General features: G+C 73.1%; 10 protein-coding genes. 5 read left to right on the top strand and 5 right to left on the bottom strand.

The genetic code is table 11. From position 1 onward, the window contains the following. Positions 1–120 precede the first annotated feature (120 nt). Both LNW72_RS16725 and LNW72_RS16730 read right to left on the bottom strand, forming a co-directional pair. Positions 121–3,870 carry a glycosyltransferase family 2 protein gene (locus LNW72_RS16725; protein WP_250976152.1) on the bottom strand — a complete coding sequence of 1,250 codons (3,750 nt, stop codon included), beginning with the start codon at positions 3,868–3,870 and terminating at the stop codon, positions 121–123. Positions 3,871–4,103: 233 nt separating this feature from the next. After that, entirely contained in the window at positions 4,104–4,367 is a 264-nt protein-coding gene (locus LNW72_RS16730) for a WhiB family transcriptional regulator (protein WP_093737255.1), read from the bottom strand. A 669-nt stretch (positions 4,368–5,036) separates the two neighbouring features. Here LNW72_RS16730 and LNW72_RS16735 point away from each other — a divergent pair. Genes LNW72_RS16735 through LNW72_RS16745 form a run of 3 tightly spaced genes read left to right on the top strand, consistent with a single transcriptional unit; the run spans position 5,037 to position 7,865 of the window. After that, positions 5,037–5,558 carry a cysteine dioxygenase family protein gene (locus LNW72_RS16735; protein ID WP_250976153.1) on the top strand — a complete coding sequence of 174 codons (522 nt, stop codon included), beginning with the start codon at positions 5,037–5,039 and terminating at the stop codon, positions 5,556–5,558. A 25-nt stretch (positions 5,559–5,583) separates the two neighbouring features. After that, a complete protein-coding gene (gene cofD, locus LNW72_RS16740; RefSeq protein ID WP_250976154.1) occupies positions 5,584–6,540 on the top strand; it encodes a 2-phospho-L-lactate transferase in 957 nt (318 codons plus the stop codon). Next, on the top strand, positions 6,537–7,865 hold the full coding sequence (locus LNW72_RS16745) for a coenzyme F420-0:L-glutamate ligase (RefSeq protein ID WP_250976155.1): 1,329 nt from the start codon (positions 6,537–6,539) through the stop codon (positions 7,863–7,865). The genes cofD and LNW72_RS16745 overlap by 4 nt, the downstream gene beginning before the upstream one ends. A 156-nt stretch (positions 7,866–8,021) precedes the next feature. Here the strand turns inward: LNW72_RS16745 and LNW72_RS16750 are convergent, their stop codons facing one another. The 3 genes from LNW72_RS16750 to LNW72_RS16760 form a co-directional block, all read right to left on the bottom strand. After that, entirely contained in the window at positions 8,022–8,945 is a 924-nt protein-coding gene (locus LNW72_RS16750; protein ID WP_250976156.1) for a DNA-3-methyladenine glycosylase 2 family protein, read from the bottom strand. Positions 8,946–9,026: 81 nt separating this feature from the next. Further along, positions 9,027–10,109: an NDP-sugar synthase gene (locus LNW72_RS16755; RefSeq protein WP_250976157.1), complete on the bottom strand. Its 1,083-nt coding sequence runs from the start codon at positions 10,107–10,109 to the stop codon at positions 9,027–9,029. A gap of 189 nt (positions 10,110–10,298) precedes the next feature. Next, entirely contained in the window at positions 10,299–11,693 is a 1,395-nt protein-coding gene (locus LNW72_RS16760) for a peptidoglycan recognition protein (protein WP_250976158.1), read from the bottom strand. A gap of 128 nt (positions 11,694–11,821) precedes the next feature. Here LNW72_RS16760 and LNW72_RS16765 point away from each other — a divergent pair, with 128 nt between their 5' ends. Continuing rightward, a complete protein-coding gene (locus LNW72_RS16765) occupies positions 11,822–12,577 on the top strand; it encodes a TIGR03089 family protein (RefSeq protein WP_250976159.1) in 756 nt (251 codons plus the stop codon). Positions 12,578–12,755: 178 nt separating this feature from the next. After that, on the top strand, positions 12,756–14,063 hold the full coding sequence (locus LNW72_RS16770; protein ID WP_308401958.1) for an LCP family protein: 1,308 nt from the start codon (positions 12,756–12,758) through the stop codon (positions 14,061–14,063). Positions 14,064–14,244 lie beyond the last annotated feature (181 nt).

The following is a 14,244-nucleotide window of genomic DNA, read 5'->3' on the forward strand; positions in this document are numbered from 1 at the left end:
ACCTCGCGGTGTTGCCCGGGGCCGGCCGGTCGGCCTGGTCACGGCCGGCGTGACGTGCGTGACGTACCTGGTGTGGGGGACCCGGCGGACGGGTTCTGCGGTGCCGCCGGGTCGCGGTGCTCAGGGCTGCCGGCTGCCCCCGTCGCGGTGCTGGTCGCCGTCGGTGTAGTACCCGTTGCCGTCCTCGTCCTGCCGGTACGGGTCGTAGGCCGGCGGCGGCTGCTGGCCGTACGGATACGGGTCGGCGTAGCCGCCGTTGTCCTGGTCGTAGCCGCCGTTCTGGTTCTGCTGCTGGCCGTAGCCGTTGTTCTGCTGGTCGTAGCCGCTGTTCTGGTCGTAGCCGGCGGGGTCCGCGGGGGCGGCGTACTGGTAGCCGTCCCACTGCTGACCGTACGGATCCTGTTGCGGGACGGCGGCGTACGGGTCGCCGCCCGGGTCGACCGGTTCGGGTGCCGCGTACGGGTCGTACTGGTCCGGGATCGCCGCGGCCGGGGACTCGGCCGGGGCCGTCCCGTCCGGGTCGCTCCCGTCGTCGTCGGGGCCCGTCTCGGCGGCGGCCTCGGCGTCCGCGGCGGCCTGGAGGCGGCGGGCGCGGCGGCCCTCGCCGGACGCCTGCGCCGGGATCCCGGAGGCGGACATGTCCGCGGCGACCGCTTCCTGCTCCGGCAGGTCGTCGTCGATCTGCCGGCGGCGGCCGGGCAGCGCCAGGACGACCACCACGAGCAGGAGGAAGCCCTGCGCCCACAGCCAGCCGGTGTGGGCGGCCGGGTCCTGGTACGTGACGTCGAGCCGGCCGCCGTCCGCGGGCAGTTCGAAGCCCTGCGCCCACTCGTCGACCTTGGTGGCCTTGAGCGGCCGGCCGTCGAGGGTCGCCTGCCAGCCGGCGGAGGCCGCGTCGGCGAGGCGCAGGACGCGTCCCGCGCCGCCGGCCGGGATCTTGGCGTGCGCCTCGACCCGCCAGGCCGGGACGGGCACCGGCGGTGCGTCCTTGCTGACGATGGCCATCCGGGAGACGGCGGTGTCGACGCGCCACAGGGCGCTGCCGTCGGCCTGGCTGACGCGCGTCAGGCCCGGGGTGCTGTCGAGCACCCGGCCCATCTCGCGCGGGGCGCCGGGCTGTACGAGGACGTAGCGGACGGCGTAGCCGGTGAGGCGGGTCGCCTGGTCGGCGCCGGAGCCTGCCACGAGGTTGGCGACCGTGTCGTCCAGGCGGCTGTCGCGGCCCGCCTCGGCGGCGAGTTCCGCGTCGCCCAGCCGCGCGCCGGCGCCACGGACCAGGACGTACGAGACGCCGGTCGGCTTGCCGTCGAGCACCAGGGTGCGGGCCTGGTCGCTGCTGCTGCTCTCCTCCGCGACGAACGCGGGGACCTGTACCGGGTCGTGCCGCTTGAGCGGACCGTTGGCGCCGTCCGAGACCCAGGTGAAGGCGGCCAGCAGCGGGGCCGCGGCGGCGGCCAGGGCGATCAGCGCGGCGACGGGCTGCCGCCAGCCGAAGCCCTTGGCGGCGATGCGGTCCTTGGCGCCCTCGGCGCCGATCGCGGCGGCCGACAGCAGCGCGAGGCCGTAGACGAGGGTGGCGGGGCCGGCCCACGCCTTGCCGTTCTCCAGGATGGCGAAGAGCAGTCCGGTCAGCGCGACCGCCCAGGCGGTGAGGACCGCCAGCCGGCGTTCTGCACGCATCAGGGCGGCGAGCGCAGCGAGGACGAGGCCGATGAGCAGCAGTCCGCCGGAGCCGTTCGGCCCGCCGGGGCTGATCATCAGCAGGTCGACGGCCGAGGCGGCCTTGATGCCGTAGGGCAGGCCCGCCTCGTGCAGGAAACGTCCGGGATGCGTGAGCAGCGACAGCGACCAGGGCGCGAGGAGCACGACCGGGGTGACGATCAGCGCGGCGCAGCGCAGCAGGTGCGGAACGAGCAGCCGCTGCCGGCCGCTCACCACGCGCAGCGCGAGCACACCCGCGCACAGCACCAGGGCGACCGGCCAGACCAGCGGGGTGAACGCGGTCGTGAAGGTGAGCATCAGGGCGAGCGCCCAGGTGGCGCGCCAGCTGGGCCGGGCGCCGCGCTCGATGGCGCCGTCGGTCAGCTGCAGTCCGGCGGTGGCGATCGCGGTGCGGGCCATGAGCGGCAGCAGGATCGCGAGGACCGCGGTGCCGAGCCGGCCGCCGGCCAGCGCACCGGTGGCGGCGGGCAGGAACGCGTAGGCGACGCTGGCCCAGGCGCGGAGCAGGCGGGACTCGACCAGCGGCCGGGACGCGAAGTACGCGGTGACGCCGGCCAGTGGGACGGAGGCGACCAGCAGCACGGTCAGGGTGAGCCCGGTGCTGCCGAACAGGACGGTCGAGAAGAGCGCCAGGACCGCGAGGTAGGGCGGGGCGGGCTGGGTGCCGCCGGTCCCCAGGGCGTGCCAGGCGCCGCTGTACGAGGCCCAGAGGTCGGAGGCGCCGGGGGCGGCGGGCAGCAGCGCGCCGCCGAGCAGCGATCCGGAGCCGAGCAGCGAGCGGCAGGCGGCCAGCGAGACGACCAGCAGGACGGCGAAGAGCATCGGTCCCGGTTTGCGGGCGATGCGCTTGAGCCGGGCGAACTGCTCGACCTCGATGTACTCGCCGTCCTCGTCGCCGGGCCCGGACTCGATGCCGCCGCCGTGCCGGCCGGCGGCCGCGGCGGCGGCCTCCGAGCGTCCGGAGAAGTTGCTGACGACCTGGTCGACGGTGGCCCGCACGGTCGCGCCCGGCGGCGGGAAGAGCGGCCGCAGTTCGGACGGCGGGACGGCGCCCTGGCCGCGGCGGCGGCGCGCGCCGAGCACCCGGCCGGGGCGCACCAGCACGCGCAGCAGCCCGACGATCTCGTCGACGGCCTGTACCGGCACCTTGCCGACGAGGTAGGCGAGCGTGCGCAGCAGGGTGCCGAGGACGATCCGCAGGATCACGTAGGGCAGCAGCGGACCGCGGGTGTTGGCCAGCAGTGTGTAGACGGCACCGGCCTTGTCGACGCGGTGCGGGTTGACGGCGGAGCGGCCGGCGCAGTCCACCGGGCGGCGCTCACGGGAGGCGGCCTCGGCATGCCGCATCACGGCGTCCGGGGCGACCAGGACGGTGTGGCCGGCGGCCTGGGCGCGCCAGCAGAAGTCGACGTCGTCCCGCATGAGCGGCACATGGCGGTCGAAGCCGCCCAGCTCGTCCCACACGTCGCGGCGGACCAGCATGCCGGCACTGGACACGGAGAGGACCTGACGGATCTGGTCGTGCTGTCCCTGGTCCTGCTCGCGGCGTTCCAGCCCGGTCCAGCGGCGGCCGCTGCGGGCGATGCTGACCCCGACCTCCAGCAGCTGCCGGGCGTCGTACCAGCTGAGCAGCTTGGGGCCGATGACCGCCGCGGAGGGCGAGGAGTCGGCGGTGCGCAGCAGGGCGGCGAGGGCGCCGGGTTCCGGCTCGCAGTCGTCGTGCAGCAGCCAGAGCCATTCGACCGGCTCGCCGTGCGGGTGGTCGGGCTCGTCGTACGCGTCGTCGTTCCAGCTGCGGCTGACGGGGTCCCATCCGCTGGCGCGCTGGAGATAGGGCAGCTGCTCGGCGGTGAGCCGGCCGGCGGCGCGGGCCGCCTCGTCCACGGCGGCACCGAAGCTGGTGCGGCGGGCGAGGTGGAGCACCCGCTGGGCACCGAGGGAGCCGGCGAGGAGCTGGGCGGAGTCGTCGGCGCTGCCGGTGTCGGCGGCGATGACGTCCTGGACCGGACGGTCCTGGGCAAGGAGGCCCGAGAGCGCGTTGGGCAGCCAGCGGGCGCCGTCGTGCGCGACGAGCACGGCGGTGACGACATGGCGCGGCAACTCTGGGGCGGCCGGGAAAAAGGCCGACGCTTGGCTGTTCACGGACATCCGGTTCGGGCCCCGGTTCGCTGGACTGCGGTGGACGCTGTGACCACTGGGGTGGACGGCGCGCCTCGGACGGGCCCCCACACTAACGGCTCACGCCCCCGGCCCTTCCCGGCGCCTGTGGATAACCGCCGCCGCACCGGTGCGGGACACCGGCACCGGACACAACAACGGCCCGCCTCCCGGCGGATGAGGCCGGGAGGCGGGCCGTGCGAACCTTGTGCGGTGGACGGGTCTCAGACCACGCCCTTCTTGAGACGTCGTCGTTCGCGTTCCGACAGTCCGCCCCAGATTCCGAAGCGTTCGTCGTTGGCGAGTGCGTAGTCGAGGCAGTCGGAGCGGACTTCACAGGCGAGACAGACCTTTTTCGCCTCGCGAGTGGATCCGCCCTTTTCGGGGAAGAACGATTCGGGATCGGTCTGCGCACAGAGCGCGCGCTCCTGCCACCCGAGTTCCTCGTCAGCCTCCTCGGCCAGCAGAAGCTGGAACTGCTCGGTCATGCGCGCCCCTCGTCTGTCTTTGCTTCCCCGTGATGTTGCCGTTACCAGTAGCGGCTGAACGACACGAGTGAAATTACAAGTGTGCCGATACGGGCCAGTCAAGCCGAGATCTGCTATTGGGTCCGTTATTCACTCCGCTGAACCAAGGGTTGGCAGAAAGTGTGGAAATCATCCCAAACGCCAGCATCTGTCAACCCTGCTCCAGTTGATCCACCGTGATCCACTGCCCACACCTCGTCAGACGTCGCAGCGCCGGGCCACGTTCCGCCTCGCGGAATGAAGCGTTGTGGATCACAATCCGGCCACGGGGTCGCGGCGGCGCCGAGAAGGACGACGCTCCCATGTGCGGTTGCTGCGCCACCTATCCGCACATCTCTCCGCACAAACCTTTCACCACCTCGCTCGACCGGTTCAGGTGAAAGATTTCGGACATAACGGACAAGAGGTTGACAAGCCGTCAAGGAGACCGGTCTCCTATACCCATGCCAGCAGTGACCCATGCGCCCGTTCGGACTCGCCGTCGCGAGTCCCACCGCGCTGTGCCGGTCCGCTGTCGTCGTTCCTGTTGTTGCCGCTGAGTCCTGATTCCTGGACCACTGAGCGCTCTCTCCTGATCGCCCGGTGTCGCGTCCGCCGCCCTCCGCAGCTTCCGGCAAGGAACCTCCGCACATGTACAGCGATGTCTCGATCGCCGGCGACCCGCTCGCCCTCCCCCACCTGCTGCCCCCGGTGCCCCAGCACCCCGGCACCGTCGCCGAGTTCGCCGGCCTGGCCCGTTCCATCGCGGCCGACCGCGCCCGCTGGGCACCACTGGTCCGCTACGACGCCACCACGCGCTGGTACGCCCGGCTGCAGACCGGCCCCGGCTACGAGGTGTGGCTGCTCAGCTGGGTACCCGGGCAGAGCAGCGGGCTGCACGACCACGGCCGCTCCTCCGGTGTGCTCACCGTCCTCCAGGGCGAACTGACCGAGCGCGCGCTGTCCGCCGGCTCGGCCGAGGTCCGGCGCACCCTGGTGCCGGGCGGCCAGCGCGCCTTCGCGCCCGGCTACCTCCACGAGGTCGTCAACGACTCCCTGGAACCGGCCGTCAGCCTGCACGTCTACTTCCCCGGTCTCACCGCGATGACCCCCTACGCCGCCTGCACCGCGCCCTCCGCGCAGGAGCCGGCGCAGGAGTCAGTGCGGGGCTGACGGACCGGGCTGACAGACTGTCCCCATGCGAATCGTGGTATTGGCCGGAGGCATCGGGGGGGCCCGTTTCCTGCGCGGCCTCAAAGCAGCGGCACCGGATGCGGAGATCACCGTCATCGGCAACACCGGTGACGACATCCACCTGTTCGGACTCAAGGTCTGTCCCGACCTCGACACCGTGATGTACACCCTCGGCGGCGGCATCCACGAGGAACAGGGCTGGGGCCGGTCCGACGAGACCTTCACCGTCAAGGCCGAACTCGCGGCGTACGGCGTCGGGCCGGAGTGGTTCGGGCTCGGCGACCGCGACTTCGCGACCCACATCGTGCGGACCCAGATGATCGGCGCGGGCTACCCGCTCAGCGCCGTCACCGAGGCGCTGTGCGAGCGCTGGCAGCCGGGTGTCCGGCTCATCCCCATGTCGGACGACCGCGTCGAGACGCATGTCCTCGTGGATGTCGACGGCGAGCGCAAGGCCGTGCACTTCCAGGAGTACTGGGTGCGGCTGCACGCCTCCGTCGAGGCGCACGCCGTGGTGCCGGTCGGCGCGGAACAGGCGAAGCCGGCCCCCGGTGTCCTGGAGGCCATCGCGGAAGCGGACGTCATCGTCTTCCCGCCGTCCAACCCCGTCGTCAGCGTGGGCACCATCCTGGCCGTGCCGGGCATCCGCGAGGCCATCGCCGAGGCGGGCGTCCCGGTCGTCGGGTTGTCGCCCATCGTCGGTGACGCGCCGGTGCGCGGAATGGCGGACAAGGTCCTGGAGGCCGTCGGGGTCGAGACCACCGCCGCCGCGGTCGCCGCCCACTACGGCTCCGGGCTGCTCGACGGCTGGCTCGTCGACACCGTGGACGCCGCGGCGGTCGAGGGGATCGAGTCCGCGGGCATCCGCTGCCGGGCCGTGCCGCTGATGATGACCGACCTCGAAGCCACCACCACCATGGCGCGCGAAGCGCTGGCGCTGGCGGAGGAGGTCCGCACGTGACGGCTCCGTCCTTCCCGGCGGACGCGGCCGCCCCGTCCTTCCAGGTGCTGGCCGTCTCCGGGATTCCCGAGGTGCAGCCCGGTGACGACCTCGCCAAGCTGATCGCCGCCGCGGATCCCGCGCTCGCCGACGGCGACGTGCTGCTGGTGACGTCGAAGATCGTCAGCAAGGCCGAGGGCCGGATCATCCGCGCCGACGACCGCGAGGCCGCGATCGACGCCGAGATGGTGCGGCTGGTCGCGCGGCGCGGACCCACCCGGATCGTCGAGACCCGGCACGGCTTCGTCATGGCCGCGGCCGGCGTCGACGCCTCCAACACCGCGCCCGGCACCGTACTGCTGCTGCCCGAGGACCCGGACGCGTCCGCCCGCGGGATCCGGGAGGGGCTGCGCGCGGCGCTCGGCGTCGAGGTCGCGGTCGTGGTCACCGACACCTTCGGACGGCCGTGGCGCGAGGGGCTCACCGACGTCGCCATCGGCGCCGCCGGGCTGCGGGTCCTGGAGGACCTGCGCGGCGGCACCGACTCGCACGGCAACGCCCTGAGCATGACGGTGACCGCCACCGGGGACGAACTCGCCGCCGCCGGGGACCTCGTCAAGGGCAAGTCGGCCGGACTGCCGGTCGCCGTCGTCCGCGGCCTCGGCCACCTGGTGACGGCGGACGACGGACCGGGCGCCCGCGCCCTCGTCCGGGACGCGGGCACGGACATGTTCCGGCTCGGCACGTCGGAGGCCGTCCGCGAGGCGGTCGCGGCCCGCCGCACGGTCCGGGACTTCACGACGGAGCCGGTGGACGGGTCCGCGGTCCGCCGCGCCGTCGCCCTGGCCGTCACCGCACCCGCCCCGCACCACACGACGCCCTGGCGGTTCGTCCTCCTGGAATCCGCGGACTCCAGGACCCGGCTGCTCGACGCCATGCGGGACGCCTGGGAGGCGGACCTGCGGGCCGACGGCTTCCCCGAGGAGAACATCACCCGCCGGCTGCGGCGCGGCGACGTGCTGCGGCGCGCGCCCTATCTGATCGTTCCCTGCCTGGTCGCCGACGGCGCGCACGCGTATCCGGACGCGCGGCGGGCGGGCGCGGAACGCGAGATGTTCGTCGTCGCGGTCGGCGCCGCCGTCCAGAACCTGCTGGTCGCCCTGGCGGGCGAGCAGCTCGGCTCCGCGTGGGTGTCCTCGACGATGTTCTGCCGCGACGTCGTCCGGGACGTCCTCGGACTGCCGGCCGACTGGGACCCGATGGGCGCGGTCGCCGTCGGCCACGCGTCGGCTGCGCCTCCGGCTCGCCCGGAGCGGACCGCGGAGGGGTTCATCACGGTCCGCTGACCCGCAGGCGGGATCGGACAGGAGGGGGCCGGGGCCGCAGGGGTGGGGTTTCGAAATGCTGCCGAGCTATTTGTGAGCCGCCAGGCTCGTAAATAGTCGATTTCGAAGCCCCACCCCGGAGGGCCCGGCCCCCGACCCACCGACCCCGCGGCCCGCTCAGATCCGACTGATGTCACGTGGCGAAAAGCGCGGCGCACGCCGAGGCGGTACCCGGCCGCTGAGCAGGATCAGCCGCGCCGCCCGGTGCCGCTGGCCCTCGTACGGGGCCAGCAGGGCGCACATAGCGGCGTCGTCAGTGCGCAACGCTCCCGTGAGGGCGAAGCCGATGATGTTCGGCAGGTGCAGGTCGCCGACGGTCAGGGCGTCCGGGTCCCCGTTGCTGCGCTGCAGCGTCTCGGCGGCGGTCCAGGGGCCGATGCCCGGGATCACCGTCAGCCGGGCGGTGGCCGACGCCAGGTCCATCGTGGCGGCCTCCTCCATCCGCGCGGCCACCCGGACCGCGCGCAGGATCGTCGAGGACCGCTTGTTGTCGACGCCGGCACGGTGCCACTCCCAGGACGGGATGAGGGACCACTGGCGCGGGGCGGGCATGACGTACATCCCGCCGTCCGGGCCGCCGGTGGCCGGGCCGGGGGCCGGTTCGCCGTGCCGGCGCAGGAGCAGCCGCCATGCGCGGTACGCCTCGTCGGAGGTGACCTTCTGTTCCAGGATCGCGGGGATCAGCGATTCGAGGACGAGGCCGGTCCTGGTCAGCCGCAGGCCCGGATTCCGCCGGTGCGCCTCGTGCACGACGCGGTGGCGCGGGGTGAACGGCGTCGGGTCGTCGCCGGCGCCCAGCAGCCCGGGCAGCGCCTCCAGGAGCCAGTCCCGCCCATCGCCCCAGGCCTGCGCCTGTACGGCGCCGTCGGCCGCGGTGATCCGCAGGGTGCCGGGGCCCTGCGGGGTGCGGGCCGTCCGCCAGATCGCGCCGTCGGGCGTCATCCGGAACGCCGGATCGCCCGGGCCGCGGCCCAGCGGGCCCAGCGTCAGGCGGAGGTCGGGCCGGCCCTCGGGGGTCCAGCTGCGGATGCTCGTGCGCACGCGACCGAGCGTAGCCGCCCCCTCGGACAGGACCGCCCGCCTGCCGCTACTGGTCGGACGACCGTTACTGGTCGGACGCCGCTACTGGTCGGACGAGAAGCGGATCGAGGCCGCCGGGATCCGGGCGGAGCACCAGACGCGGGCGCCGTGCAGCAGCTCGTTGTCCGCGCCGACGGTGGCGCCGTCGCCGATGACCGCGCCGTCCAGCACGGTGCGGGCGCCGATGGTGGCGCCGGTGCCGATGAGGGAGTCGCGGATGACCGCGCCGTCCTCGACGACCGCGCCGTCCAGCACGAGGCTGCCGTCGATGCTGGCGTCGGCGCCGATCCGGGCTCCGGCGCCGATGGAGGTGCCGCCGGTGAGCTTGGTGCCCTCACCGATGACCGCGCCCTCCAGGACGAGCCGCTCGCCCCGGCGGCCGGGGACGGCCGGCGACGGAGCGCGGCCGAGGACGAGGTCGGCGGAGCCGCGGACGAAGGCCTGCGGGGTGCCGAGGTCGAGCCAGTACGTGGAGTCGACCATGCCCTGCAGATGCGCGCCGGCCGCCAGCAGGCCGGGGAACGTCTCCCGTTCGACCGAGACCGGCCGGCCGGCCGGGATGCTGTCGATCACCGAGCGGTTGAACACGTACGCGCCCGCGTTGATCTGGTCCGTGACGATCTCCTCGGGGGTCTGCGGCTTCTCGAGGAAGGCCGTGACGCGCCCGGAGGGGTCGGTGGGGACGAGGCCGAACGCGCGCGGGTCCGCGACCTTGGTGAGGTGCAGGGAGACGTCGGCGCCGGTGGTGCGGTGGTTGTCGACGAGGGCGCGGATGTCGAGGCCGGTGAGGATGTCGCCGTTGAAGATGAGGACCGGCTCGCCGGGGGCGGACCGGAGCCGGGACGCGACGTTGCGGATGGCGCCGCCGGTGCCGAGCGGCTCGTCCTCGGTGACGTACTCCAGGTGCAGGCCGAGCTCGGAGCCGTCGCCGAAGTGCGGTTCGAAGACCTCGGCGAGGTAGGACGTGGCGAGCACGATGTGCTCGACGCCGGCCGCGCGGGCGCGGGCGAGCTGGTGGGTCAGGAACGGCACACCGGCCGCCGGGACCATGGGCTTGGGCGTGTGCACCGTCAGCGGGCGCAGTCTCGTGCCCTTGCCGCCGACCAAGAGGATCGCTTCAGTCACCTGGGTTCTTCTCTGCTTCCTGGTGGGCGGGCCGGTGGGCGGCAATCTTAGGCAGATGAACGGATGAGCTGACCACTCGCACCGCCGGACACGCGGAACCCGGCGCTCCGCGACCCCGGCACGCACGAGTTCCGCGACCCCGGGACGCAGTGGTCGCCGGGGCCGCGGAAGGGAGGGGTGGACGGAGGATCAGCGGCCCTGCAGATCGGCTGCCGTCTTACGGGCGGTGCCGAGTTGGCCGTAGAGCTTGGTGCCGGGGCACTCGGTGGCGAAGCCGTCGCGGTGCCCGGAGATGACGTTGAGCTTGACGCTGGTGCCCTTCGTGTACAGGTTGGCGCCACCGGACGTGAGGTGCGTGGTGCCGGTCGGGTTGCCGCCGTGCAGCCCGAGCTTCCAGGCGGCCAGCTGCGACACCGCCTTCACGGCCGCGGCGGGAGCCGAGCTGGAGGTGAACGTGCCGAGCACCGCGACGCCCGCGCTGTCGGTGTTGAAGCCCATGGTGTGAGCGCCCATGACCGGCTTGGCGACGCCGCCGGCGCGGCCTTCGTAGATGTTTCCGCACTTGTCGACGAGGAAGTTGTAGCCGATGTCCCGCCAGCCGCTGCTCTCCACGTGGTAGCGGTAGATGCTGCGGATGAGGGCGGGCGCCCCCGAGCAGGTGTAGTCGTTGCCGGTGGCGGTGTGGTGGACGAAGACCACCTTCACCGTGTTGGTGTAGACGAAGCCCGCCTCACGCAGCCCCTCGTCGGCGCCCCAGCCGGCCCGGGTGACGATCCGGGGACGTGCGCCGACGTAGGACGCGCCGCCCGCCGCGGCCTCGGTCTCGGCCTTGGTGAGCGCGGGGAGTTCGGTGACCGGAGCTGCGCCCGGGGCCGACTCCACACCGCGGTCGTCCAGGACCGGGGTGGTGGCGGGAGTGGTGGCCGGGGTGGTGCCCGGGGTGGTGACCGGAGTGGTGTCCGGTGCGCTCGGATCGGTGACGGGGGCACCCGGCGCGGTGGCCGGGGTGACCGGGCCGTCGTCGCCCGGGTCGACCATCTCCAGCCGCAGCCCGCCGGGCAGTGGCACCGCCTTGGCGGCGGAGCCGGCGCCGCGGTCACCGCCGGCGGCCGGCTGGACGCGGACCTGGACACCGTCCGAGGCCCCGACCCACAGCGGGGCGGTGGCGCCGCGGCCGGTCCGGCCGTCCGGATCGGGGGCGTCGTCGTTGTGCGCCTGTACGTCCCGCCAGCCCGACCAGGTGCCGGTGCCGGCCGCCCGGGTGCGGACCTGGACGGCGGCGTCGAGATCGGCCGCCGGGTTGTCCCAGGTGACGCCGAGCAGGGAGAACGGGGCGACCTGACGGGCGGACAGACCCTGCTCGGCGGGGGCGCCGGGCGCACGGTCGGTTCCATGGGTGACGGTGGGGGCGGTGAGCGGCACCAGCGGAAGGTTGCGGGTGCTGCCCGGGAGGTGGGAGGCCGTCGTGTGGGCCGGCCGCGCGGAACGCCCGCTCTGTGCGGCGGCGCCCGTGGGAACGGCGAACGGAAGCGCCAGCGCGGCCGTGCACGCGACGCCGATGGTGGTGGCTAGGAATGCACGCATAGGACAGATCGTTACATAAGCCTCATGTATGTCCAGTCGAGATCTGACGGGCAGTCCGCCGGAACGACCCTCCGCCCTCGCCCGTCCGGGCGAGGGCCGCCGGCCCGGCGGCGGGTAGCCTGAGCCGGGTGACCGCTACCGCCAACACCCCCGCCGGCCTGCTGGATTACGCCCTCCGGACGGAGCCCGCCCGCCCGCTGGTGACCTTCTACGACGACGCCACCGGCGAACGCGTCGAACTCTCCGTGGCCACGTTCGGCAATTGGGTGGCGAAGACCGCCAACCTGATCCAGGACGACCTCGGCGCGCAGCCCGGTGACCGGCTCGCGCTGCTGCTGCCCGCGCACTGGCAGACCGCGGTCTGGCTGCTCGCCTGTTTCTCCACCGGAGTGGTCGTCGTCCCCGGCGGCGATCCGGCCGCCGCGGACCTGGTGGTCAGCGGACCGGAGACGCTCGATGCCGCCCTGGCCTGCGACGGCGAGCGGGTCGCGCTCGCGCTGCGCCCGCTCGGCGGCCGCTTCCCGCAGCCGCCGGCCGGCTTCGCCGACTACGCGGTCGAGGTGCCCAGCCAGGGCGACCGCTTCGCGCCGTACGCCCCGGTCGGCCCGGACGCACCCGCGCTCCAGCTCCCGGACGGCTCGCTGCTGACCGCCGCCGAGGTGGTCGGCCGGGCCCGCGAGAGCGCCGCGGGGCTGGGCCTCGGCCCGGGATCCCGGCTGCTCTCCGGCCGGTCCTTCGACGACTGGGACGGGCTGGCCGCCGGCCTGCTGGCACCGCTGGCCACGGACGGCTCGGTCGTCCTGTGCCGGCACCTCGACCGGCTTCCCACAGACCAGCTGGCACAACGGGAGAAGAGCGAGCGCGTCACCCACACGGCCCAGTGACGACCCCCTCCCCCGGGCCCTCCGCGCCGTCCTGGGGGATGCTGGGTTGATCACCGACCAAGGGAAGAGCGAAGTCACGCAACCATGAACGGGAATCGGCTGTCTGAACGGGTGCCGGTCGGGCTTCACCGCCTGAGGAGTCCGGCACCGAGTGACTCACCGAGGGATGGGCGCAGACGTGACCACGCAAGGAGGCACGCCCGCCCCGCCGCCGGAACCGGAGGACGTGTCGCCTGCCGGGGACGGCGCCGAGGGCGCTGACACCCCGCCCGCCGCACCCGCGGCGCGCAAGGGGCGTCGCTGGCTGCGGGTGCTCGGCGGCTCCACCGTCCTCCTGCTGCTCGTGGGCACCGGGACCGCCTGGTACCTGTACAAGCAGCTCGACGGCAACATCAAGACCGACTTCAGGACCGCCAACGAGCTGGAGCGCATCCAGGCGGAACGGCCCACCCCCGGTCCGACCTCGGCCGAGAACATCCTGCTCATCGGGTCGGACAACCGCGGCAACGGCAACACCGAGTACGGCAAGGACAGCGGCACCCAGCGCTCCGACACCACGATCCTGCTGCACCTGTCCGCCGACCGCAGCAGCGCCACCGCGGTCAGCATCCCGCGCGACCTGATGGCCCATGTGCCCAGTTGCACACAGGCGAACGGAACCATGACCCAGGAGAAGTACGTCCAGTTCAACTGGGCGTTCCAGTTCGGCGGGGCGGCCTGCACGATCCGTACCGTCGAGCGGATGACGGGTATCCGCATCGACCACCATCTGATCGTGGACTTCAGCGGCTTCAAGAAGATGGTCGACGCGGTGGACGGAGTGGAGGTGTGCGTGCCGAAGGCGATCCGCGACCCGGAGGCGCATCTGAACCTCCCGGCCGGGAAGCAGACGCTCTACGGCGAGCAGGCGCTGGGCTATGTGCGCGCCAGGTACAGCATCGGCGACGGCAGCGACACCCAGCGGATGAACCGCCAGCAGGACTTCCTGGCCTCGCTGGTGAACAAGATCCGCAGCGACGGTGTGCTGCTCAACCCGACCAAGCTGTACCCGCTGCTCTCGGCGGCGACGTCGTCGCTGACCGCGGACCCGGGCCTGGACTCGCTGGGCGAGCTGTACGACCTCGTCCGCAGTCTGGAGAACACCCCGACCAGTGCGGTGCGCTTCCTGACCGCGCCGCGCCAGCCGTACATCAACAACAACGACCGGGACGAACTCATGCAGCCCGAGGCGAATCAGCTCTTCGCCACGCTCCGCGCGGACCAGCCGGTCGGGGTCTCGGGGACGACCGAAACGCCGAAGCCCACCGCGCCGGCGACCACCGCACCCGCGACCGCCGGCCCCACGGCGGTCGCCGAACCGACGGACACCGGCAGCGGGGAGGACGGCAAGTCGCGGGGTACGAAGGCGACTCCGGTGCCGAGCGGGGGCGAACCGACGTTTCCGGGCACGACGGCCGACCAAGACATCTGTGGTAAAGCGCAATAAAAGGTATGGCCAACAGGCCGGTTGGATTGGATGGTTTGTCCAGTTGTAGGGGAGTGGAATTTGTCACGCACGTGACTAGACGCTGAAGTGTGGGGCTAGTGTGAGCGATCCGGCCGGACCCGGAGGATGGCCAACCGGCCCGCATTCACACGGAAGACCAGAAGATCGAGCGCCCAGGGGG

It is taken from the genome of Streptomyces sp. RKAG293 (assembly GCF_023701745.1).
Classification (GTDB): domain Bacteria; phylum Actinomycetota; class Actinomycetes; order Streptomycetales; family Streptomycetaceae; genus Actinacidiphila.

What these genes read in the sequence shown, in the direction of transcription:
- LNW72_RS16735 (WP_250976153.1), top strand. Translation starts at nt 5,037, where the DNA reads ATGTACAGCGATGTCTCGATCGCCGGCGACCCGCTCGCCCTCCCCCAC.
- LNW72_RS16760 (WP_250976158.1), bottom strand. Translation starts at nt 11,693, where the DNA reads ATGCGTGCATTCCTAGCCACCACCATCGGCGTCGCGTGCACGGCCGCG.
- cofD (WP_250976154.1), top strand. Translation starts at nt 5,584, where the DNA reads ATGCGAATCGTGGTATTGGCCGGAGGCATCGGGGGGGCCCGTTTCCTG.
- LNW72_RS16730 (WP_093737255.1), bottom strand. Translation starts at nt 4,367, where the DNA reads ATGACCGAGCAGTTCCAGCTTCTGCTGGCCGAGGAGGCTGACGAGGAA.
- LNW72_RS16725 (WP_250976152.1), bottom strand. Translation starts at nt 3,870, where the DNA reads ATGTCCGTGAACAGCCAAGCGTCGGCCTTTTTCCCGGCCGCCCCAGAG.